The sequence below is a fragment of the Rhizobium sp. 05N430 genome, assembly GCF_056396985.1.
Map to the genome: position 1 here is coordinate 352,263 of NZ_JBFTMO010000001.1, position 21,757 is coordinate 374,019.

Consider the following 21,757-nt stretch of genomic DNA (forward strand, 5'->3'; position numbering starts at 1 on the left):
GCGCGTTCGATACGATCATGACGGGAAAAGTCGTTGATCACAGGTGCGAAGTCAACTGGTGCGTTTGCCTGCGCCTGCCGGCGCCGCTAAGCCTGAGTCATCACCAGCGAATCACGGGCCTACCTTGAAGACCATTGCCATCGATTTCGAAACGGCCAACGAACAGCGCGGCAGCGCCTGCTCGGTCGGGCTTGCCTGGATCGAGGACGGCAAGGTGACCCGCGTCGAGGAGCGGTTGATCCGTCCGAAGGATATGCGCTTTTCGGGCATGAACATCGCGATCCACGGCATCCGCCCTGAACATGTCGAGGATGCGCCGGAGTTTCCCGAGGTTATGGACGAGTTTCATGATGACTTCAGGGGCGCGACGATGATCGCCCATAATGCGGCCTTCGATTTCAGCGTCTGGCGGGCCTCGCTCGATCTCTACCGGCAGGCCTATCCCGAACTCACCTATCTCTGCAGCCTGAAGATGGCGCAGCGCATCTGGCCGCAGTTCCTGTCGCACCGGCTGAACATCATCGCCGAGCATCTCGGCCTGCGGTTCGTCCATCACAACGCAGCCGAGGATGCCGTCGTCTGCGCCCAGGCGGCGATCGAGATGGCCAAGGCGGTGAAGGCGGCGGCGGTGCATGCGATCCCGGCTGCGATCGGCATGAAGCCCGGGCGGCTGCTCGCCACCGGCTACGAACCCTGCACTTGCAAGCGCGCCTGATTTATCAGCGGTTTCTTGCATTGTCCCTCGTGCTGCTTATCTACAAAGCGGGTCAACCAGGGAGCTTCCATCCATGTTTCGTAAGATCGTTCTTGCCGCTGCCTCCGCTGCCACGCTTTGTGCGGGCGCGGCTTCTGCCGAAGTGGTCGGCAAGGTCGGGGTCGACTGGATCGGCAATGATATCATCGTCGATGCCATTCCCGATCCGGAGGTGAAGGGCGTCACCTGCCATGTCACCTATTTCGACCGCAGCCTGATCGACCGGGTGAAGAACGGCAACTGGTTCGAGGACCCGTCCAACAATTCGATTTCCTGCCGCCAGACGGGGCCGATCGAGATCGGCGACATCAACCTTTCGAAGGATGGCGACGAGGTGTTCAAGGCGGGCATGTCGCTGATCTGGAAGAAGCTGGTCGTCAACCGGATCTACGACAAGACCAACGACACGCTGATCTATCTCGCCCATTCGCGCGAGCTGACGGATGGTTCGGCGAAGATGTCGATCTCGACCGTGCCGCTCTATGGGCAGAACCCGGTCTGGAAGAACGGCAAGCCGCAATAAGCAGAAAGGCCCGGCGATGACCGGGCCTTTCTGTATCTGAGATATGTTGCCGATCAGGCTGCTTCGCGTGCCAGCTCGTCGGCGATGACGGTGTCGAGGTTGAGGAAGCAGACCATGGTCTTTTCCAGCGCGACGATGCCGCGGCAGAAGGCGCGCTGCTGTTCCGGAATGATCTCCGGCGCCGGCTGCAGGTCTTCGCTCTTGATGGTCATCATGTCGGAAACCTGCTCGACCAGAAGGCCGACCAGCTTGCCGGCGATGTCGGTGACGATGATCGCCGAGCGCTCGGACGGCTCGGTCATCTTCATGCCGAGGCGGCAGGCCATGTCGATGACCGGGATCACCGCACCGCGAAGGTTGATGAGGCCGAGAACGTAAGGCGGTGTATGCGGCATCGGGGTTACCGGCGCCCAGCCGCGGATTTCGCGAATCGCCATGATGTCGATGCAGAATTCCTGCTCACCGAGATGGAACGAGACGATTTCCAGGTGGGAACCGGCCTGTGTGATAATGGCGTTGGTCATCAAAATTCTTCCCAATTGTCTCCGGCCGGAGCGGCCATGGCTCTGGCGGCGGCGCCGCCACTGAATGCGCCCGCGACCTTGCCGATCAAGCTCCGTGCGGGTGAAGGTTTAGGATGCGAGGCGGCGGATGCTTCTCGCGGCGTGGAACGGGCATTCATGCCTTCGCCGATCTGGAACTGTCCAACCAGCCTGATCAGATTGTCGGCGTCCGAGGCGAGCGTATGGCTCGCAGCGTTCGTTTCCTCGACCATTGCCGCATTCTTCTGCGTCATCTGGTCCATCTGGCTGATGGCTGTATTGATCTCGTGCAGTCCGGTGGATTGTTCGCGTGCAGAGGTTACGATTGATTTAACATGTTCATCGATCCGCAAAACATCTTCGCCGATCTGCCGCAAAGCCTCGCCTGCAGCCGTCACCAGTTCGCCGCCGGTCTTCACTTCGGCGCCTGACTTGGTGATCAGCGCCTTGATATCCTTGGCGGCACCTGCAGCGCGTCCGGCGAGTTCGCGGACTTCCTGGGCGACGACGGCAAATCCCTTGCCTGCTTCACCGGCGCGAGCAGCCTCGACACCGGCATTCAGCGCCAGCAGGTTGGTCTGGAAGGCGATCTCGTCGATGACGTTGATGATCTGGCCGATTTCGCGCGAGGCGCCTTCGATGCGTTCCATGGCGGCCATCGCCTGGGTGACGACCAGATCCGACTTTTCGGTGTTCTGGCGCGTATGCGCGACCATGTGGCCGACTTCTTCAGCGCGGCTGGTGGCGCTGCGCACGGTTGCCGTGATTTCGTCGAGTGCTGCGGATGTCTGCTCCAGCGAGGCTGCCTGCTGCTCTGTGCGCTTTGCAAGGTCGTCGGCGGCAGAGCTCATCTGACGGCTGTTTGCCTGGATGGAGCTGCTGTTGGAGGTGATATCGGACATCGCCCGGCGCAGGTTGATGGTCGTCTGGTTGAAGTCGCTGCGCAGGCGTTCGAGCTCGGCCTTGAACGGCTGATCGATCGTCGTCGTGACGTCGCCGCCGGCAAGGCGGTTCAGGCCCTGGCCGAGAGCGTTGACCGCGCTGTTCAGCGCCTCGGTGTCGGCAAGCTTCAGGGCTTCGCGTTCGCGGCGTTCCGTATCGCTCTTCCGGCGCTCGGTCTCCGTCTGGCTTTCGAGATTGCGCTTGTCGATTGCCGACTGACGAAAGCTCTCGGCCGCACGGGCCATTTCGCCGATCTCGTCGCCGCGCTCCGTCGCCGGAACTTCGCTGGAGAGATCGCCCTGCATGATGCGCGCCATGCTTGAGCGAACGGCTTCGATGCCGTTGCGGATGGAACCGTCGTGAACGTATTGGAGAAGGGACATGGACAGAATGGCGAAGGCGCCGAGGCCGATCTGGATCCAGAGCGCGCCGGCCGATATCTCGTTGGCCTGGTCGATCCGCCGCTGTGCGACGGCGCTGCCATCCTGCGCAAGCTTGTCGAGCGTCGCCGTCAGCTTCTCGCCGCCGCCATCAATCGCATCGTCCAGCTTGTCGAAGGCATCGTCTGCTGCACTCGCTTCAACGGCGGCCTTGAGATCGACGAGGATCGCCTTCTGCAGTGCTGCGACGTCAGCGTCATAGCTGGCGACCAGGCTGCCGGCTTTGAGCTCGTCGGCGAGGAGCGCCATTTCCTTCGATCCGTTCTTCAACTGTTCGATCGATTTCGACATTGAAGTGAGGCGGGCCGGATCGACCTTCTTGTCGCCGCGGTCAACAATCGTGTCCATGGCGGCAAGGACCAATGTCAGGTTGGCCATGCGCATCTCGTTGATGCGATCGACACTCAGCTGAATGTCGTTCGCACGATTGAGGGCGCGGTCGATCCGGATATTTTCATACCAGCCAACGGCGACCATCGATCCGAAGCCGATGAGTGCCGCGCCGGCGAGTGTCCACAGCCTTTGGCTGACGGAAAAAGTCTTACGTATGGTATTGCTGCTCATGAAATGATGTCCCCCGCCTGAAAACGCCGGATAAAATACGGTTTTCACTATGCGATCGCTGGAGCTTTCCGCCCGCGCAGACATCATGTCAGTACGGCACCAATAGCGCCGGACGCAGTGTCAAATATAGCTTTCAGAAATTAAGCGTTCGATAACGATGTATTTCTTGGAGGTGATACAGAAATACCATCTAAATGCTTGCCGGATATGCAATTTCGGAAACTTGCCTTGCCGGTTTTCAACATTTCGGATCTTGCAAGGTGAGGCAATTAATCACGGGTAAGAAAACGGGTTGTTGAATTGCGTGGACGGGCGGGAGGTTATATCCCGCTGTAGATGGGCGCTTTGGCGCCGCTAGGGGTTGGATGATGAAGAATTTTCGTATTGCCGTGTGGATTGCCGTGCTGCTCGTTGCCGGTGTGTTGGGCTGGTTGACGCTCAATATTACCAAGACCAAGGACCTGCCGCTGGCGGCCGAGGGTCCCTATGGCGTTCCGTTCACGCTGGTCGCCCAGGACGGCAAGCCGATCACCGAGCAGGCGCTGCGCGGCAAGCCGAGCGCACTGTTCTTCGGCTTTACCCATTGCCCGGAGGTCTGCCCGACGACGCTGTTCGAGCTCAACGGCTGGATGGAGAAGGTCGATCCGGCAGGTGACAAGCTGAACGCCTATTTCGTTACCGTCGATCCGGAGCGTGATACGCCGGAGATCATGAACCAATATGTCTCGAACGTCTCGAAGCGCATCACCGGCATCTCCGGCCCGCCGGACAAGATCGCCGATGTCGTCAAGGGTTTTCGCGTTTACGCCAAGAAGGTTCCAGTTGATGAGAACAACCCGAATGGCGACTACACGATGGACCATACGGCGTCCGTTTTCCTACTCGACGGGCAGGGCCGCTTTGCCGGAACCATCGCCTATGGCGAAAATCCCGATACGGCTGTAAAGAAGCTGGAGAACCTGGTTACCAAGGGGTGACACATGCCGGGGGGACATCGTGACATTCTGATTGCCGGGGCAGGTGCCACCGGGCTTACGGCAGCATTGGAACTTGTGCGGCGGGGTCACCGGCCGCGCATCATCGACAGCGATGAGGGGCCGGTGCCGATGGTGGAAAGCCGGGCGCTTGGTATCAATGCCCGGACGCTGACGCTGCTTTCGCCCTCCCGGGTGAGCGATGTCGTACTGCAGGATGCGTACCGCATCGACCGGTTTCGGGCCCGTTCCGGCGGAAAGCTGCTTTTCGAACTCGATCCCGGCCGGGTCACTGGACGATTCCCTGCCATCCAGATGCTGGCGCAGGGGCAGACCGAGCGGCTACTGCTCAGCAAGCTCTCCGACTATGAAGTGGTACCGGAATGGCAGACGGTTCTGGAGCGTGTCGAGAACGCCGGCGGCAAGCCGCATGTCGTGCTTCGGCGCCCCGATGGTTCGGCGGAACAGCTGGCGCCTGATATCCTGATCGGTGCCGACGGAGCGCATTCGGCGGTGCGCAAGGGGGCTGGTCTCGGCTTTCCCGGGCAGGCGCTGGAAGAGAGCTTCTACATTGCCGACTTCCGCTATCCTGAGCCGATCGATCCGCATTATGTCGAAATCGATCTGTTCAATCCGGGCATGATCGGCCGTCTGCCGGTGTCTTCGGATACGGTGCGCTATCTCTCGACGCTTTCGGATTTCGAAAAACGGATCCGGCATCCGGTTGCGGGAGGCCAGGCTGTCTGGGTTTCGAATTTCCGCATCCATTTCCGCCATGTCGAGCGCATGTCATCCGGTAAAATCTTTCTCGCGGGCGATGCGGCGCATATTCATTCGCCTGCCGGTGCGCGTGGCATGAATCTCGGCATCGAGGATGCCTGCTGGCTCGCCTACCTGATCTCCGAAGGGCGCGAGCAGGAGTATTCCGGGCTGCGCCTTCCCGCCGTGAAAATGGTGCTGAAGCAAACCTATGGTTTGACGTCGCTGGTGACGATGCGTAATCCGGTGGTGACAGGACTGCGAAACGCGCTGATGCCGATCGCCGTCCGCATCCCATTCGTTGCAGACCGCCTTCTGCGCGGCATTGCAGGTTACGATACGCCGCCTCCGCCCTGGATCGACGGCGCCAAATAAAGAAAGACGAATTCGTGAGTGAAATCCGCCTCTACGTCTCGACCACCGAGAAGCAGGCCGAGCAGGTTCTCGACCTCTTGAGCGAAGTTTTCGGCGAAGAGGATTTCGCCATTGCGACGACCGAGATCGACGAGAAGAAGGACATCTGGGAAGCCTCCGTTTACATGATGCGCGAGGACGAGGACGAGGTGCGTCAGCGCGTCGGCGAGGCACTGGCGGCCGCCTATCCCGAACTTTCCATCCAGCGCGAAGTGATCCCGGATGTCGATTGGGTGGCGAAGTCGCTGGAAGGTCTGAAGCCTGTCCGGGCTGGGCGTTTCCTGGTGCATGGCTCGCATGACCGCGACAAGGTGCGCTCCAGCGATATCGGCATCGAGATCGATGCCGGCCAGGCTTTCGGCACCGGCCATCACGGGACGACGGCGGGCTGCCTCGAAGTCATCGACAGCGTGATGCGTTCGCGTACCATCCGGAACGCGCTCGATCTCGGCACTGGTAGCGGCGTGCTGGCGATTGCCGTGCGCAAGCTGAAGAACATTCCGGTTCTCGCCACCGACATCGATCCGATCGCCACGCGCGTTGCCGCGGAGAATGTGCGCACCAACGGCATTGCCAACGGCGTCGTCACCAAGACGGCGCCGGGTTTTCATTCGACGGCCTTTTCCGAACACGGGCCTTTCGACCTGATCATCGCCAATATTCTGGCACGGCCGCTGATCCGCATGGCGCCGAAGCTGACCGACAATCTGGCGGCCGGCGGTACGGTGATCCTGTCTGGCATTCTGGCATCGCAGCGCTGGAAGGTGCTGTCGGCCTATAACGGCCAGAAGCTTCGCCATGTGCGCACCATCTGGCGCAATGGCTGGGTGACGATCCACCTCGATCGTCCGTAAGGTCAGGGAAAGCAATACCGGGAAAAAGAAAAGGCGGTGCCAGTGGCACCGCCTTTTGACCGTCAAACGGTCGTGCCCACGAGCTAAAGGAGGAGGAGCGCTCGAGTGGGCTCTACAGTTCTGATTGCCGGTCCGTCGAGGGAGGAGGAGAGACGAAGCGGCAAATAGCTCAGAACGCGTAGCTGGGTGCGCCCTTGTGGCGCGTAGACTTGTGGCTGGTGCCGAGCATCTTGAGGCTATCCTCGTTGAGCGGGCGGCGCGCGCCGATGACGTGACGGACAGTCTGGCGCTCGCCAGCCTGCACCGGGCTGCTGTAAGCGAAGCGCGACAGAGAGGCAGTCATTTCATAATTCCTTTTTCGTTTGAGGTTCATCTCGAACCCGTTTGATGCGCTCTATATAACCATCCGAAAAAACTCTGGCAGAGGGTTTGCGTCATGGGAGCCATGCATGGAATGCATAAAGCGTGCCAGTTTCGTTTTTTGTGTCACATTTCTGCCAAAATAATGGGCGGCTTGCCTTAAGGGGAGGTGATCTCGTTTTTCTCCACTTCCATAGGAATTCCGGTAACATAGCGCCAACCGCTCTGAGCGGATTCGGCCTTCAGCATTGGGTTTTCAGCATGTTTCAGTCTTTCGAAGTGACCTCCACGCCGCAATTCGGCCGCGATCGCGTCGGCGCCTTGCGTGAGAGTTTCGATGCGCTCGGGATCGATGGCTTCCTCGTGCCGCGCGGCGACGAGTTCAACGGCGAATATGTGCCGAAATGCGCCGAGCGGCTTGCATGGCTGACCGGCTTCACCGGTTCGGCCGGTATCGCGCTGATCGCCCGCACTCAGGCCGTCGTCTTTGTCGATGGCCGTTACGTGACGCAGCTTGCCGAGCAGGTGGACGGTTCGGTCTTCACCGGCGGTGATCTCGTCAACGAGCCGCCGCATCTTTGGTTGCCAAAGCATGGCAAGGAAGGCATGCGCCTCGGCATCGATCCGTGGCTGCATTCCGGTTCGGACGTCCGCAAGCTGCAGCAGGCGCTGTCGGAGATCGGCGGCAGCCTGGTGTTCCTGCCGCACAATCCGCTCGACAAGCTGTGGAGCGACCGCCCCGCCGAACCGCTCGGCGCCGTGGCGATCCAGAATATTGCGCAGGCCGGCGTGCTGGCGCGCGACAAGATCGCCACCGTTGCCGCCGACCTTGCGAAGAAGAAGGTGGCGGCGGTGCTGATCGCCGATCCGTCGTCGATCGCCTGGATCTTCAATATCCGCGGCGCCGACGTGCCGCATACGCCGCATCCGCTGGCGCGCGCCATTATCCATGCCGACGGCAAAGCCGAGCTTTTCCTCGACAAGCGCAAGACCAGTATCGAGCAGGAAGCCTATCTGGCGCAGATCTCCACCCAGCTGCCACCGTCTTCGCTGGATGAGCGGCTTGCTGCCGTTTCAAGGGACGGTGGCCGGGTGATGATCGATCCCGAGATCGCCTCCTATGCGCTGGCCGACATCATTCGTAAGGCGGGCGGTGAAGTGGTGGAGGGCGCCGATCCGGCAAAGCTGCCGCGGGCCATCAAGAACGATGTCGAGATCAATGGCTCGGCTGCCGCCCATCTGCAGGATGGCGCGGCGATGGTCGAGTTCCTCTACTGGCTTTCGACGCAGAGGCCCGGCGGTATCACCGAGATCCAGGCGGCCGAAAAGCTCGAGGCGGTGCGCGCGAGCGTCGGCCAGAGCATGCAGAACCCGCTGAAGGATGTATCCTTCGATACGATCTCCGGTGCCGGCGAGCATGCGGCGATCATGCATTACCGCGTTACCGTCGATACCGACCGGCCGATCCAGGCGGGCGAACTGTTCCTGATCGACTCAGGGGCGCAATATATCAACGGCACCACCGATATTACCCGCACAGTCGGGATCGGCGTTGTCACCGAGGAGCACAAGCGCTTCTTCACGCTGGTGCTGAAGGGGATGATCCAGATCAGCACGGCGCTCTTCCCGAAGGGGACGCGCGGCTGCGACCTCGATCCGCTGGCGCGTATTGCGCTCTGGCGGGCAGGGGCCGATTTCGGCCATGGCACCGGCCATGGCGTCGGTTCCTATCTTTCGGTGCATGAGGGGCCGCAGCGCATCTCCAAGCTTTCGACGCAGGAACTGCTGCCCGGCATGATCCTCTCCAACGAACCCGGCTACTACCGACCGGGCAGTTTCGGCATCCGCATCGAGAACCTGATCTATGTGCGCGAGGCCGAGGAGGTCGAGGGCGGCGATACGCCGATGCGCAGCTTCGAGACGCTGACTTTCTGCCCGATCGATCGCTCGATCGTTATCCCTGAACTGCTGACCCATGACGAGCTGCACTGGTTCAACGACTATCACGCCCGCACCCGCGAGGCGCTGATGCCGCTGATCCATGACAAGGATATCCAGGCGTGGCTGGAGAATGCGACGCTGCCGCTGGAATATTGAGTGGCTCAACGAGCGGATAAAGGAAAGGGCGGTCTGGCCGCCCTTTTTCATTACATGCCGATCGTGTGGCGCCAGGCCATGACGATGACCCAGGCAACGCCCAGCATCCACATATGCGAATAGCGCAGGCCGATGACCAGCGCTGCGGCGAGTGCCAGCTTCGAATCCCAGCCGCCGTCGAAGAAGGCGGGGGCGACGAGCGTGGTCAGGACCGCTGCCGGGACGGCATTGAGTGCGGCTTCCATGCGCGGCGGGATGCGCTTCATCGTGGTGATCAGCACGTAGCCGCCAATACGCGTCGCATAGGTGGCGATGGCGGCCGCGATGATGACCAGGACCATGTGAAGATCGAATTCCATGATCAGACCTCGTGCGGTTCGTTGGCCGGTTCCGGCTGGTGGACGGCGGGAAGCGGCAGTACGGCGGCAAGCACGATGCCGGCGGCCGCACCGAGGCTGACATGCCAGGGCGAGCCGACCAGGTGATAGGCGATGACGGAGGCGACGGCGCTGACGGCTGCTACTGGCAGGAAGTTGTCGCGGCTGCGGAAGCCGAGAACGATGCCGAGGAAATAGGCTGGTAGCAGGATATCAAGGCCGAGCGTCTTGGGATCACCGATGAAGCTGCCGAGCACGCCGCCGAGCAGGCTGATCAGCACCCAGGGAACGTAGATGATGATGCCGAAGCCGAAGTACCATGCAAAGGTGACCTGCCTCCCGGATTCGCTGCGCTTGACGGTCTCGGCAAACTGCGGATCGACCAGCAGGAAGAAGGTGAAGAACTTCTGCAGCGCCGTGAAATGGCGGATGTGCTTGGCGATCGCCGCCGAATAGAGAACGTGCCGGAAATTGACGGCGAGGATCGAGGCGATGATCACCCAGGCAGGGACGTTGCCGCCGAAAAGCTCGATGCCGACCATCTGGCTGGCGCCGGCATAGACCGTGGCGCTCATGAAGGTGAGCTCGGCCAGCGACATGCCGTGATCGGCGGCAAGCGCCCCGAACAGTGCGCCGAAGGGGGCGGAGGCAAGGGCCACGGCAGAGCCGCCCCGCAAGCCATCAACGAATTCCGATCGACTCATCGGCATGCATGCTTCCTTTTTCTCGAATAGGCTTCCTCTAGGAGGCAAAGGCCGCTGCCGCAATCGAATTTCCTTGATTGGACGATTGATTTCGCTGAACGGTGGGCTGCAAACCACGGAGACAGCAGATGGTCGCGATCGAGTTTTCAAAGGATGAGAAGGCGCAGCTGATGGCGAGTATCCAGCATTTCTTCGATGCCGAACTCGATCAATCCATCGGTATCATCAAGGCGGAGCTGGTGATGGATTTCTTCGCCAAGGAGGTCGGGGCAGCCTACTACAAGAAGGGGCTGCAGGATGCGCATGCGGCTTTCGCCAAGCGCGCCGAGGATCTGGCCGACGATATTTACGGGTTGGAGCGGGCGGCGACCGACTGAGGCTCAGCCTTCGAGCACGTCGCGGCTGTCGATAATGGCAATGCCGCGGAATTTCATCTCGGCGATTGCGGTCGCGACACCCTCGGGCGTGATGCCGCGGCTGGCATCCTCGATGAAGCGCACACGGACCCCGGGGATCATGTCCAGCGCATCGATGGCCGAGAACTTGACGCAGTAGTCGGTCGCCAGGCCGCAGACGTCGAGATCGGTGACGCCTTGGTCCTCAAGGAAATCGGAAAGGCCTGTCGAGGCGTCGTGATCGTTGTCGCGGAAGGCGGAGTAGCTGTCGACGCGCGGATCTTCGCCCTTCTGCTGGATCAGGTCGATCTCTTCGGCCTTCAGTTCCGGATGCAGCTCGGAATCGACGGTGTACTGGACACAGTGATCGGGCCACATCATCTGCGGCTTGCCTGCAAGCTCGCCCATTTCGAAGGGCTGCTTTCCCGGATGCGAGGAGGCGAAGCTGCCGTGACCCGGTGGATGCCAGTCCTGCGAGGCAACGATGAGCTGGTATTTTCCGCTGTCGATCAGGCGGTTTGCGACCGCCACCACCTTGTCGCCTTCGGGAACAGGAAGATTGCCGCCGGGACAAAAGCCATTCTGGATATCGACGAGCAGAAGAGCTCTCATGCAAGGACTCCGTCGAAGCGTGCCGTCCGCAATCGGGATCGTGAGTATATACCGATTAGTGGGGGGCTGGCGCTCAGCATGCAAGCCCTATTTTTCGGGTATTTCGATTGATGGTGCGGTACTTTAAGCAGTTCCGCCAATCTGACGGCGCCGCGAAATGCTGCGGCCTTCTTCAAACAATGGTCTTCCCCGGCAAGGCTCCCCCGGCGGAGCCCGGCACGGGTCAGATAGCCTGGATTTCGCCCTGATGGTCTGCCGCATCGGCGGCGGCCGGCGAAGAACCGTAGGTACTCTGGTAAGCCTGCTGCGACTTCTGGATATCGGTCAGCATATTGGTCAGGAACTGATCGTCTTCGCCGCCGGAGGCATCGCCTGAAAGGGCCTGCGTATCGCCGGAGAGGATTTCGTCTGTCGTCAGCTTGCCGTCGCCATTGGCGTCGAGCGAGGCGAGAATGCCCTGCGGGCCGCTTGCATCGCTGCCGGCGTCACTGCCGTCATCGCTGGCGCCGCTATCGGACTGCTGCTGCATCTGCAGCATCATGTTGAGGATATCGGCGGTGATGCGCTGCACGACGTCGGTGGTGGAACCGCTGTCGTCGTCGCTGCTGGTGGAGGACGCCTTCGCAGTACTGCTGGCGGTCGTCGAAGCACCGGTGGAAATGTTTGCCGCTGCAAGCTCGTCGGCGGAGATAATGCCGTCGCCGTTCTTGTCGAGGCTCGAAATCGGGGACTGATACTGGGTGAGGGCGCTGCCCAAGGATGAAACGCTGGTCACTGGAACCTCCTTTGCGAGTTCTTCGTGAAGCCCGGTCTTCATGGCCGGACAGGAGCCGGGCTAAGCCGATTTGCGGAAGTGGTCAAAGCGACGTTTTGACAGGGGATAACTGCGATTGACGGATGGCGGCGACGCAGTTTAATCTTTCGTTTACCGTATTTATTTCATTGAAATCGTTATTGAATTTTTGCCTGCCGCGGCGGAATCCATGTGCTGTTGGCGTCCGCCGGTTGCGCATGGCCAGCCGTCTCGGCAGCCAGCGGGTGCAATACGCTGTTTGACGCGGCTTGTGCTGCTGCGGCAAATTGTCGGGCGATTTCGTGCTTCCCGCGCGGCGGAAGAATCAGCGCGCTCGTTTCCGTTCGCCGAAAACAATGAAGGCGCGAACCCCGGCCCGCGCCTCCGCTTCGTTCTCATCAAGGGCTCAAGTTCCGATGATCTTGTTGCAGGCCATGGCGATGCCCGGATTGCCGAGCACGGCGACCAGGAGCGCGAAGGCGATCATCGGCAGCGAGTAGCGTTTCATCTGCATCCTCCTTTGCCAGCCCGCGCGCAGTATGCGGGAAGAGGTGCCGTAGACGAAGTCACGAATGGGTGACATGGCCGATGCCCGGGCCACCGAAGCTTCGTCGCGCGCGGCACCTGCAGACGGGCTCTTGCCGATCCCGCCCATTTCTGCCTTTCTTTCGATGACCGTCATCGGGAGGAGAGCGATGGCCGAGCCGGACCCTGAGGAGAAGATCGATTCGACGTTCCGCAACGGTTCGCTGACCGCGGCCGGGATCATCCTCGGCTTCTCGCTGAATTTCATCGGCCGCTGGGTCTCGAATCCCAACGACTGGAGCCGCATCGACATCGTCCCAATGGTCTTCCTGACCATCGGCATCGCCATCCAGGTCAAGGTCTTCGCCGACCTTCTCGCCCGCGACTCGCTGATCGCCGCCAAATACGACCGTTCACGCCGGCTGTTTCTGATCGGACTGGTGATCGTGGCGCTGGGGATGGGGATCGCGCTGCTGAATGATATTCTTGGGCTGGGGTCTATGCAGATGTTGGGGTGAGGCCTAGGTTTCGCTCAACCACTGTGTTGGATCACGCATCCCGTGGACGATGGTGATGATCAGAACGCCGTACGGGGCCGGTTCGTAGATTGCCAGATACCGGCCTTCGATCAGAAGCCGTGCGGTCTCGCTAAGTTCAGGACGGGACGGGCCGATTTCCGGATGTATTGCTGCCAATTCGAATTTGTCGAAGAGGCGCGTAATGAATCTATCGGCTGCGGCTTCGTTATCCGCCGCGATATGATGCCAGATCTCGCTCAAATCCTGCTGCGCCCGCGGCGTAAGCCTATAGCTAGCCACGTGTGGATCGTTCCGCCTTCAAGCGCTTCAAAAAGGCGGCTGGATCAACCTCTTCGCCTTCGCCACTGTTCTTGCCTTCGTGATAGGCTTGCCTAAGCATGTCAAGTTCAAGTGTGCGGACGTCTTCGCGCTGTTCCCAAAGCCGCAATGCGTCGCGAACGACTTCACTGTTGGAGGCATAGCTGCCGCTGTCGACTGCGCTCTGCAGCCGCGCTGCTTGTTGGGGCGTGAGGGATACGGTGAGTGTTCGCATGTTTGTGCTTTTCATGCGTTCCCGTATATCACGGCAATCAAGGTCTAACAAACTTTGTTAGGCGCGGGTGTTATCAAACCCGCTCCACAAACCCATCCAGCACCCGCTTTTGCCCCGCCCGGTCGAACTCGATCGTCAGCTTGTTGCCTTCGATGCCGGTGATGTTGCCGTTGCCGAACTTGATGTGGAAGACGCGGTCGCCGGTCTGGAATTTCGAGGGCTCGGCGGAGGTCGATTTGGCGACGAGTTCGCCTTCGATGGTGCGGCCTTTGGGGCCGCTTTCGCCATAGCCGATGCGCTCGACGGCGTGGCCGGAGCGGCTGCCCCAGTTGTCGCGGGTGGCTTCGGTCTTGTTCTGCTGGGCGCGCTTCCAGCCGGGGGTCGAATAGGAATTGGAGAAGGGGTCCGACTTGTCGAAGCGCGACTGGCCGTAGCCGCCGCGGCCATAACCGCCGTAGCTCTGCTCGACTTCGGCCACTTCGACGTGGCTTTCCGGCAATTCGTCGAGGAAACGCGAGGGGATCGTCGATTGCCAGAGGCCGTGGATGCGGCGGTTGGAGACGAACCAGATGTGGCAACGTCGCTTGGCGCGGGTGATGCCGACATAGGCCAGGCGGCGTTCTTCCTCGAGGCCGGCGCGGCCGCTTTCGTCGAGCGAGCGCTGATGCGGGAAGAGGCCTTCCTCCCAGCCGGGCAGGAAGACGGTCTCGAATTCCAGACCCTTGGCGGAGTGCAGCGTCATGATTGAGACGGCGTCGAGGTTCTCGTTCTGCTCGACATCCATGACCAGCGAGACGTGCTCGAGGAAGCCGCGCATCGATTCGAAACTGTCCATCGAGCGGATCAGTTCCTTCAGGTTGTCGAGGCGTCCGGGCGCTTCGGCACTCTTGTCGTTCTTCCACATGTCGGTATAGCCCGACTCTTCGAGGATCTGCTCGGCGAGATCGGTATGCGGAGTTCTTTCAAGCATTTCCTGCCATCGGCGGAAAGATTGAATCACGTCGAACAGCGCTTTGCGGGCCTTGGGCTTCAGCTCATCGGTCTCGATGATGTCGGCGGCTGCCGCCAGCATCGGGATGTCGCGGGCGCGGGCATAGTCGTGAAGGGCGCGCACCGTGGTGTCGCCGAGGCCGCGCTTCGGCGTGTTGATGATGCGCTCGAAAGCCAGGTCGTCGGAAGGCTGCGCGACGAGGCGGAAATAGGCCATGGCGTCGCGGATTTCGAGGCGCTCGTAGAAGCGCGGGCCGCCGATGACGCGGTAGTTCAGACCGAGCGTCACGAAGCGATCTTCGAACTCGCGCATCTGGAAGGAGGCGCGCACCAGGATCGCCATGTCGTTCAGATTGTGCTTGTCGCGCTGGAGCTGCTCGATCTCTTCGCCGATGGCGCGGGCTTCCTCTTCCGAGTCCCAGGAGGCGTGCACCTGCACCTTGACGTCGTCAGGGTCGGAGCGATCGGTGAACAGCGTCTTGCCGAGGCGGCCCTCGTTATGGGTGATCAGGTGGGCGGCGGCGCCCAGAATATGGGCGGTCGAGCGGTAGTTGCGCTCCAGCTTGATGACCTTGGCGCCCGGGAAATCCTTTTCGAAGCGCAGGATATTATCCACCTCGGCGCCGCGCCAGCCATAGATCGACTGGTCGTCGTCGCCGACGCAGCAGACATTCTGCGGCTCGCCCTTGGGACGCTGCGCCAGCAGCCGCAGCCACATATATTGGGCGGTGTTGGTGTCCTGATACTCGTCGACGAGGATGTAGCGGAAGCGGCCGTGATATTCCTTGAGCAGATCCGGGTTCTTGCGGAAGATCGCAATCGGATGCATCAGCAGGTCGCCGAAATCGCAGGCGTTCAGCGTCGACAGGCGGTTCTGGTAGGCGAAATAGAGCTCACGGCCACGGCCATTAGCAAAGGCGCGGGCATCACCTTCCGGAATATCGGCGGGGCTGAGGCCCTTGTTCTTCCAGGTGTCTATCATCCCGGCGAACTGTTTGGCCGGCCAGCGCTTGTCATCAAGGCCTTCGGCCTGGATCAGCTGCTTGATGAGGCGCACGACGTCGTCGGTATCGAGAATGGTGAAATCGGAGCGCAGTCCGACCAGCTCGGCGTGGCGGCGGAGCAGCTTGACGCCGATCGAGTGGAAGGTGCCGAGCCAGGGCATGCCCTCTACGGCGCCGCCGACCAGATGGGCGATACGCTCCTTCATCTCGCGGGCCGCCTTGTTGGTGAAGGTGACGGCGAGGATCTGCGAGGGGAAGGCGCTGTTGGTGTTCAAGATGTGGGCGATGCGAGTGGTCAGCACACGCGTCTTGCCGGTGCCGGCGCCGGCGAGCACCAGGACGGGGCCTTGAAGCGTTTCGACGGCTTCGGTCTGTTCCGGGTTGAGGCCCGAGAGATAGTCCGGCTTCTGGTTTGCGCCATTTCGCGCCGCCATGGCGCGAGCCGCGAGGCCGCCGCCTTGCGCGGCGGGGACCGGCTTGCGCGGTGCCTGCGGCTCTTCGTCGAAGAAGGGAATATCGTCGAAACTATTGCTCATGCCGCGTAATGTAGTGATTCGGTATCGAAAGACCAGAAAAGATGTTCTGCTTCCGTACCCCCAGGCTTTTATGGGGTTTGCTGTGGCTGGAAGGCCAGCGTCACTGAAACCAGCGCCAGGAGCGGCGGAAGGGCGAAACACCAGATGCCCAAGAGGACATAAGCCAGTGCCGCCAGTCCGCAGCCAAGCGCGAAGGAGGCGACGGCGAGCGCCATCTTCGAGAGCCGGGTTTTTACCGGTGCAGCAGCGTCAACGGGCGCTTCCTGCGCCAGGTCGGCGAGATCGATCATCATCTGCGTCGTCGTGCCAGTCATCAATGTCGTCGGCGGCGCGCTGGCAAGGTGGATGCGGTGCACGGCATTCTGGATAGCCATGGCGACCACCAGCAGCATGCCTGTTGCCACCAGCGGCAGGCCATCCGGATTGGCGAATGGACCAAGGCGGATCGCCATGACAGCGGCGGCGATCAGGAACAGGAGCTTCAGGATCAGCATCAGCCGCAGGCTGCGGTCTTCAACCGTGGCTGTCAGGCGCGTCACATAGCGCAGCAGAAAAATCGTCAGGCAGAAGACCGGCAGCGCCAGAAGCTTGGCGATGATGCCCGATGTCCCCGATATCAGCGCCGCGCCCAGCGTCACGAAGTTGCCGGTGACGTGGGCAGTAAACAATCCGCCGAGCGCCAGGAAGCCGGCGGTATCGACATAGCCGCCGGTGAAACTCAGCAGGAAGGGAAGGGCGCGGCGCATGGTTCTGCCTTAGTCTGTGGAGGAGTGTCGCCGGTTTTATTGCGCTTTTCTGGTGCCGCTAAAGAAGTGAACGGTAAAATTCCCTCAATAATCGCTCATTTTCAAGCAAAAGTGACTTGCAGCGCCTCTTTCCGGACCTCGTCCAGATTACAATTCTGTAATGACGGACGGATACGCTTGAAGCCGGTTTGTAAAGGGGTGATATTGCCGCAGACAGGCGGGAATCTTGCCCCATACGCCTCTTTCGACCGACCCTGGTCCAACCTCGAGTCCCTCTGGAGACGTGAATGGCTTTCTGGAAGCAGTTTATTCTTTCTATTATCGTGATTGCGGCCGGTTTTGCCGGATGGATATTTTTTGTGCCGGGTTCGGCTGACAGTTTGAGAAATGCTGGGGTTCCCGAAAGTCTGGTTTCAAAGATGGATGCAGCAGCGCCAGCGGCCGGCGAAGGCCAGAGCCGAGGCGAGGGCGGCAACCGGCGCAATGGCGGCGGACGCAACGGTGCTGTTCTGGTGGTGACGCAAGCCGTGGTGCAGGGTGTGGTCAACGATCAGCTGAGCGCCATCGGTACCGGTGATGCAATCCGCTCCGTTGCGGTGACACCGCAGGCGACGGGCACGTTACGCGAAATTCAGATCAAGTCCGGCGACAAGGTGAAGGCTGGGCAGGTTCTGGCGACGCTCGACAGCGAAGAGCAGGTGATCGCGAAGGGCCAGGCCGAAGTGGCGCTGAAGGCCGCGCTCGAGAAGTCCAATCTCTACCACAACATCAAATCCAGCGTGTCGCGCATGGATGTGTTCGATGCGGAGATCGCCGAGCAGGGCGCGCGGCTGCAGCTGCAGGCCGCCGATCTCAACCTGACACGCCGCAATATCGTCGCACCGATCGACGGCATCGTCGGTATTGTGCCTGTGAATATCGGCGACAACGTCACGACAAGCACGCCGATCGTGACGCTCGACGACCGTAGCGAGATCCTTGTCGATTTCTGGGTGCCGGAGCGGTTCGCCAACACGGTGTCCGTCGGCCAGCCGGTCGATGCGACGTCGGTCGCGCGTCCGGGACAGGTGTTCTCGGGCGCAGTCGAAGCGGTCGACAACCGTATCGATGCCGCCAGCCGCACGCTGCGGATCCGGGCGCGTATCGACAATACATCTGACGAGCTTCGCGCCGGCATGTCCTTCAATGTCGGCATGAAGTTTGCGGGCGACAGATATCCGGCGGTCGATCCGCTGTCGGTCCAGTGGGATTCGCAGGGTTCCTTCGTCTGGCAGGTAAGCGATGGCAAGTCGCACAAGGTGCGCGTCAGCATCGTCCAGCGCAATCCGGACTTCGTTCTCGTCAAGGCCGATATCAAGGATGGCGACGCGATCGTCACCCAGGGCCTGCAGCGGGTACGTGAGGGCGGAGCGGTGCGCGTCAGCAACGAGGTTGCCTCCAGCAACGGAGTGGCAACCCAATGAGCGTGACCGAGATTCCCGAGCGCGCCTCCGGCAAGCAGAGTTTCACTGCGCTCTTCGTGCGCCGGCCGATCCTGGCGCTGGTGTTCAATACATTGATGGTCGTCGCGGGCCTTGCCGCCTATGTCGGCGTCGAGGTGCGCGAACTGCCTGATGTCGATCGTCCGGTCGTCACCGTGCGCACGACATTTGACGGCGCCTCGCCGCAGACCATCGATCAGGAGTTGACGAAGGTGATCGAGGGCGCTGTTGCTCGCGTCAGCGGCCTCAAGTCGATCTCCTCGCAGTCGCAGTTCGGCCAGAGCCGGGTGACCCTAGAGTTTTCCGATTCCATCGATCTGGCAGTTGCCGCCAATGACGTGCGTGACGCGATCGGCCGCATCACCCAGAACCTGCCCGATGACGCGGATGCGCCGCAGATCGTCAAGGCGGATTCGGATTCGCAGGCGATCATGCGCCTCGCGGTGACATCAAGCACGCTCAACATGGACGACCTGACGCTGCTCGTCGAAAACGAGATCGTCGACCGGCTCGCTTCTGTCGATGGCGTTGCCGATGTCGAGGAATATGGCGACCAGGAAAAGGTGTTCCGTGTCGATGTCGATCAGAGCGCACTGGCTAGCCGCGGCCTGACGGTCGGGGATCTGACACAGGCGCTCGCCAACTCGGCGCTCGACGTGCCCGCCGGCTCGCTCAAAAGCACGACGCAGGATATCGTCGTACGTGCCACGGCCAATCTGCAGACGCCGGAGGATTTCCAAAACGTCATCCTGCAGGATCGCGTCCGCCTCGGCGATGTCGCCACGGTCACGCTCGGGCCGCGCGACGGCGAAACGGCGCTGCGCTCCAACGGCAATCCGGGCATCGGCCTCGGCATCATCCGCCAGGCGCAGTCGAATACGCTGAATATCTCGACCGGCATCCATGCCGCCGTCGAGCAGCTGTCGAAGACGCTGCCGGAGGGGACCAAGATCGCCATTACCAGCGACGATGCCGTGTTCATCGACGGCGCGATCCATGAGGTCGAGCTGGCGCTGATTCTGGCTGCCGTCATCGTCACCGCCGTCATCTATCTCTTCCTGCGTGACTGGCGGGCAACGCTGATCCCGGCGGTCAGCATGCCGGTGGCGTTGATCGGCACGCTGGCGGCGATCTATATGGTCGGCTTCTCGATCAACATCCTGACGCTGCTGGCGATCGTGCTGGCGACAGGCCTCGTCGTGGACGATGCGATCGTCGTGCTCGAAAACATCGTCAGGCGGCGCTCGGAGGGCATGGGGCCGCGCGCGGCGGCCGTTCTCGGCACCCGCGAAGTGTTCTTCGCAGTTATCGCGACAACCGCAACGCTGGCCGCCGTGTTCATTCCGCTGTCATTCCTGCCGGGGCAGGTGGGTGGTCTGTTCCGCGAATTCGGCTTCGTGCTCGCCTTTTCGGTCGGCCTTTCATCGCTGGTGGCGCTGACGCTCTGCCCGATGCTGGCGTCGCGGATGCTGACCAAGCCGATGAAGGAAGATCATGGCCTGCTCGGCCGCTTCGGAACGCTGTTTGCCGACACCTATAAATGGGGTCTGCAGCGCTGCCTGAATGCGCCTTTCGTGGTCATCGTCGCTTCGCTGCTGTTCGGCTGCGCGGCGCTGATCGCCTTTTCGACGGTCAAGAGCGAGCTGACGCCGAACGAAGACCGCGCCATGGTAATGATGCGGCTGACGGCGCCGCAGGGCTCCAGCCTCGAATATACGCGCGACAAGATGCAGCGCGTCGAGGAATATCTGCAGCCGCTGGTCGATAGCGGTGATATCCGCAACGTTTTCTCGATTTCGGGACAGGGCGGCCAGGCCAATAGCGGCTTCATAGTGCTGACCCTTGCGCCCTGGGGCGAGCGCGAGCGGACGCAGGCGGAGATCGTCCAGGATATCAACCAGGCGGCATCGCGCGTTCCGGCGCTGCGCGGCAACGCGATCTCCTCGAACAGCCTGCGCATCCGCGGGGCCGGCAACGGGCTACAGCTGGCGCTGATCGGCAACAATTACGACGATCTCACCGCTTCAGCGCTGAAGCTCGTTCAGGCACTCGATGCCACTGGCCAGTATGACACGCCGCGCCTGACCAACGAGCCGTCACAGGCGCAGGTTTCCGTGGCGATCGACCGCGAGCGGGCGTCCGACCTCGGCATCGATATCACCGGTCTTTCGACGGCGATCCAGTCGCTGCTGGAGGGGCGTTCGGTAGTCGATGTGTTCGTTGATGGTGAGTCCTATCCGGTGCTTCTGACCTCGACGACACGGCCGATCGATGATCCGACCGATCTCGAAAACGTCTTCCTGAAAACCGGGGACGGCAAGATCGTGCCGATGTCGGTCATCGCCTCGCTGAAGGAAGGTTCGGTGGCGCCGCAGCTGAACCGCGAATCGCAGTTGGCCTCGGTGGCGATCACCGCGGGTCTGAAGGATGGCATGTCGCTCGGCGATGCCGTCAAGCAGGTCACCGAGATTGCAACGCCGCTGCTGCCGCCGGGTGCCCGGTTGCTGCCGCTGGCGGAAGCGGCGACGCTGGAGGAAAATTCCAGCGGCATGGCGCTGACCTTCGGCTTCGCGATCGTCATCATCTTCCTGGTGCTGGCGGCGCAGTTCGAAAGCGTACTGTCGTCGCTGATCATCATGTCTACGGTGCCGCTTGGCCTTGCCTGTGCGGTCTTCGCGCTGATTATCACTGGGTCGAGCCTGAACATCTACAGCCAGATCGGCCTGGTGCTGCTCGTCGGCGTCATGGCGAAAAACGGTATCCTGATCGTCGAGTTCGCCAACCAGCTGCGCGATCATGGCGTAGCGGTGCGCGAGGCGATCGAGCGGGCCTGCGAGCTTCGTCTACGTCCCGTGATGATGACAATGATCGCGACTATTCTTGGGGGCGTTCCGCTGGTCTTTGCGCATGGTGCCGGTGCCGAAGCCCGCGTCGCGCTTGGCTGGGTGATCGTCGGCGGGCTGGGTTTCGCAACGCTGGTGACGCTGTTCATCACCCCCGTCGCTTACCTTCTGATCGCCCGCTTCGCCAAGCCGCATGCCCATGAAGAGGCCCGGCTGCACGAGGAAATGTCGGATGCGGCGCGCCCGAAACCGGTGCCGGATCCACAGCAGCTCCAGGCCGCCGAGTAACGCATTGCAACTCTATTTCGAGAAGGTGCCGCGGCTCGTCCGCGGCACCTTTTTATAGTCAACGAGCAATTGCAAAACAGCGTGAATCAATTGCGAATGTTAGCCGTTTTTTAAGTATAAGCGGCAATGATCGCCTCGTGACCGATCAATGCCTCCAGCGTTTTTGGAG

The 21,757-nt window shown here is 61.3% G+C and carries 22 protein-coding genes; 10 read left to right on the forward strand and 12 right to left on the reverse strand.

From position 1 onward, the window contains the following. The first annotated feature begins 124 nt into the window (after positions 1 to 124). Complete coding sequence (locus tag AC1DJO_RS01725; RefSeq protein ID WP_112515886.1) at positions 125 to 715, forward strand: 3'-5' exonuclease; 591 nt, start codon at positions 125 to 127, stop codon at positions 713 to 715. A gap of 73 nt (positions 716 to 788) precedes the next feature. After that, a complete protein-coding gene (locus AC1DJO_RS01730; RefSeq protein ID WP_112387002.1) occupies positions 789 to 1,277 on the forward strand; it encodes a CreA family protein in 489 nt (162 codons plus the stop codon). A 53-nt stretch (positions 1,278 to 1,330) separates the two neighbouring features. On the opposite strand, the gene AC1DJO_RS01735 is transcribed toward AC1DJO_RS01730, so the two are convergent. Both AC1DJO_RS01735 and AC1DJO_RS01740 read right to left on the reverse strand, forming a co-directional pair. Beyond that, positions 1,331 to 1,801 carry a chemotaxis protein CheW gene (locus tag AC1DJO_RS01735; RefSeq protein ID WP_112387003.1) on the reverse strand — a complete coding sequence of 157 codons (471 nt, stop codon included), beginning with the start codon at positions 1,799 to 1,801 and terminating at the stop codon, positions 1,331 to 1,333. Next, complete coding sequence (locus AC1DJO_RS01740) at positions 1,801 to 3,765, reverse strand: methyl-accepting chemotaxis protein (RefSeq protein ID WP_477968655.1); 1,965 nt, start codon at positions 3,763 to 3,765, stop codon at positions 1,801 to 1,803. Before AC1DJO_RS01740 ends, AC1DJO_RS01735 begins: the two co-directional genes overlap by 1 nt. A 368-nt stretch (positions 3,766 to 4,133) precedes the next feature. Here AC1DJO_RS01740 and AC1DJO_RS01745 point away from each other — a divergent pair, with 368 nt between their 5' ends. The 3 genes from AC1DJO_RS01745 to AC1DJO_RS01755 are packed head-to-tail and all read left to right on the forward strand — an operon-like array spanning position 4,134 to position 6,766. Next, the gene (locus AC1DJO_RS01745) at positions 4,134 to 4,742 is read left to right on the forward strand and encodes an SCO family protein (protein ID WP_112516109.1); all 609 of its coding nucleotides are present in this window, start codon (positions 4,134 to 4,136) and stop codon (positions 4,740 to 4,742) included. Positions 4,743 to 4,745: 3 nt separating this feature from the next. Next, a complete protein-coding gene (locus AC1DJO_RS01750) occupies positions 4,746 to 5,873 on the forward strand; it encodes an FAD-dependent oxidoreductase (protein ID WP_477968657.1) in 1,128 nt (375 codons plus the stop codon). A gap of 14 nt (positions 5,874 to 5,887) precedes the next feature. Continuing rightward, positions 5,888 to 6,766 (forward strand): 50S ribosomal protein L11 methyltransferase, encoded by an 879-nt coding sequence (locus AC1DJO_RS01755; RefSeq protein ID WP_477968659.1) that lies wholly within the window; start codon positions 5,888 to 5,890, stop codon positions 6,764 to 6,766. A 169-nt stretch (positions 6,767 to 6,935) separates the two neighbouring features. On the opposite strand, the gene AC1DJO_RS01760 is transcribed toward AC1DJO_RS01755, so the two are convergent. Next, positions 6,936 to 7,109, reverse strand: coding sequence for a hypothetical protein (locus AC1DJO_RS01760; protein WP_310294647.1), 174 nt, complete (start codon positions 7,107 to 7,109; stop codon positions 6,936 to 6,938). 278 nt (positions 7,110 to 7,387) lie between these two features. Here AC1DJO_RS01760 and AC1DJO_RS01765 point away from each other — a divergent pair, with 278 nt between their 5' ends. Further along, positions 7,388 to 9,223 (forward strand): aminopeptidase P family protein, encoded by a 1,836-nt coding sequence (locus tag AC1DJO_RS01765; RefSeq protein WP_477968661.1) that lies wholly within the window; start codon positions 7,388 to 7,390, stop codon positions 9,221 to 9,223. A gap of 50 nt (positions 9,224 to 9,273) precedes the next feature. Here AC1DJO_RS01765 and AC1DJO_RS01770 read toward each other — a convergent pair whose 3' ends face one another. Both AC1DJO_RS01770 and AC1DJO_RS01775 read right to left on the reverse strand, forming a co-directional pair. Next, positions 9,274 to 9,582 (reverse strand): AzlD family protein, encoded by a 309-nt coding sequence (locus AC1DJO_RS01770; RefSeq protein WP_112387008.1) that lies wholly within the window; start codon positions 9,580 to 9,582, stop codon positions 9,274 to 9,276. Positions 9,583 to 9,584: 2 nt separating this feature from the next. Next, entirely contained in the window at positions 9,585 to 10,304 is a 720-nt protein-coding gene (locus AC1DJO_RS01775) for an AzlC family ABC transporter permease (RefSeq protein ID WP_112387451.1), read from the reverse strand. A gap of 128 nt (positions 10,305 to 10,432) precedes the next feature. On the opposite strand from AC1DJO_RS01775, the gene AC1DJO_RS01780 reads away from it, so the two are divergent. Next, on the forward strand, positions 10,433 to 10,681 hold the full coding sequence (locus AC1DJO_RS01780; protein ID WP_112387009.1) for a DUF2164 domain-containing protein: 249 nt from the start codon (positions 10,433 to 10,435) through the stop codon (positions 10,679 to 10,681). 3 nt (positions 10,682 to 10,684) lie between these two features. Here the strand turns inward: AC1DJO_RS01780 and pncA are convergent, their stop codons facing one another. The 3 genes from pncA to AC1DJO_RS01795 all read right to left on the reverse strand — a co-directional run bounded on the left by pncA (position 10,685) and on the right by AC1DJO_RS01795 (position 12,786). Next, positions 10,685 to 11,311 carry a bifunctional nicotinamidase/pyrazinamidase gene (gene pncA / locus AC1DJO_RS01785; protein WP_112387010.1) on the reverse strand — a complete coding sequence of 209 codons (627 nt, stop codon included), beginning with the start codon at positions 11,309 to 11,311 and terminating at the stop codon, positions 10,685 to 10,687. A 223-nt stretch (positions 11,312 to 11,534) separates the two neighbouring features. Further along, the gene (locus AC1DJO_RS01790) at positions 11,535 to 12,086 is read right to left on the reverse strand and encodes a hypothetical protein (RefSeq protein WP_477968663.1); all 552 of its coding nucleotides are present in this window, start codon (positions 12,084 to 12,086) and stop codon (positions 11,535 to 11,537) included. A 424-nt stretch (positions 12,087 to 12,510) separates the two neighbouring features. Next, a complete protein-coding gene (locus AC1DJO_RS01795) occupies positions 12,511 to 12,786 on the reverse strand; it encodes a hypothetical protein (RefSeq protein ID WP_477968665.1) in 276 nt (91 codons plus the stop codon). Positions 12,787 to 12,799: 13 nt separating this feature from the next. On the opposite strand from AC1DJO_RS01795, the gene AC1DJO_RS01800 reads away from it, so the two are divergent. Beyond that, positions 12,800 to 13,147, forward strand: a complete 348-nt coding sequence (locus tag AC1DJO_RS01800; RefSeq protein WP_112387011.1) for a hypothetical protein — start codon at positions 12,800 to 12,802, stop codon at positions 13,145 to 13,147. 3 nt (positions 13,148 to 13,150) lie between these two features. Here the strand turns inward: AC1DJO_RS01800 and AC1DJO_RS01805 are convergent, their stop codons facing one another. From AC1DJO_RS01805 to AC1DJO_RS01820, 4 genes are all read right to left on the reverse strand, one after another. Continuing rightward, a complete protein-coding gene (locus tag AC1DJO_RS01805) occupies positions 13,151 to 13,447 on the reverse strand; it encodes a type II toxin-antitoxin system RelE/ParE family toxin (RefSeq protein WP_477968667.1) in 297 nt (98 codons plus the stop codon). Continuing rightward, entirely contained in the window at positions 13,440 to 13,715 is a 276-nt protein-coding gene (locus AC1DJO_RS01810; RefSeq protein WP_477968669.1) for a type II toxin-antitoxin system ParD family antitoxin, read from the reverse strand. Before AC1DJO_RS01810 ends, AC1DJO_RS01805 begins: the two co-directional genes overlap by 8 nt. Before the next feature lie 58 nt (positions 13,716 to 13,773). Continuing rightward, entirely contained in the window at positions 13,774 to 16,230 is a 2,457-nt protein-coding gene (locus tag AC1DJO_RS01815) for an ATP-dependent helicase (protein WP_477968671.1), read from the reverse strand. Between the two features lie 68 nt (positions 16,231 to 16,298). Further along, positions 16,299 to 16,976 (reverse strand): YoaK family protein, encoded by a 678-nt coding sequence (locus AC1DJO_RS01820; RefSeq protein WP_477968673.1) that lies wholly within the window; start codon positions 16,974 to 16,976, stop codon positions 16,299 to 16,301. A gap of 287 nt (positions 16,977 to 17,263) precedes the next feature. Between AC1DJO_RS01820 and AC1DJO_RS01825 the strand changes: the two genes are divergently transcribed. Together AC1DJO_RS01825 and AC1DJO_RS01830 are read left to right on the forward strand one after the other, a co-directional pair. Next, entirely contained in the window at positions 17,264 to 18,439 is a 1,176-nt protein-coding gene (locus tag AC1DJO_RS01825) for an efflux RND transporter periplasmic adaptor subunit (RefSeq protein ID WP_477968675.1), read from the forward strand. Beyond that, a complete protein-coding gene (locus AC1DJO_RS01830) occupies positions 18,436 to 21,588 on the forward strand; it encodes an efflux RND transporter permease subunit (RefSeq protein ID WP_477968677.1) in 3,153 nt (1,050 codons plus the stop codon). Before AC1DJO_RS01825 ends, AC1DJO_RS01830 begins: the two co-directional genes overlap by 4 nt. Positions 21,589 to 21,757 lie beyond the last annotated feature (169 nt).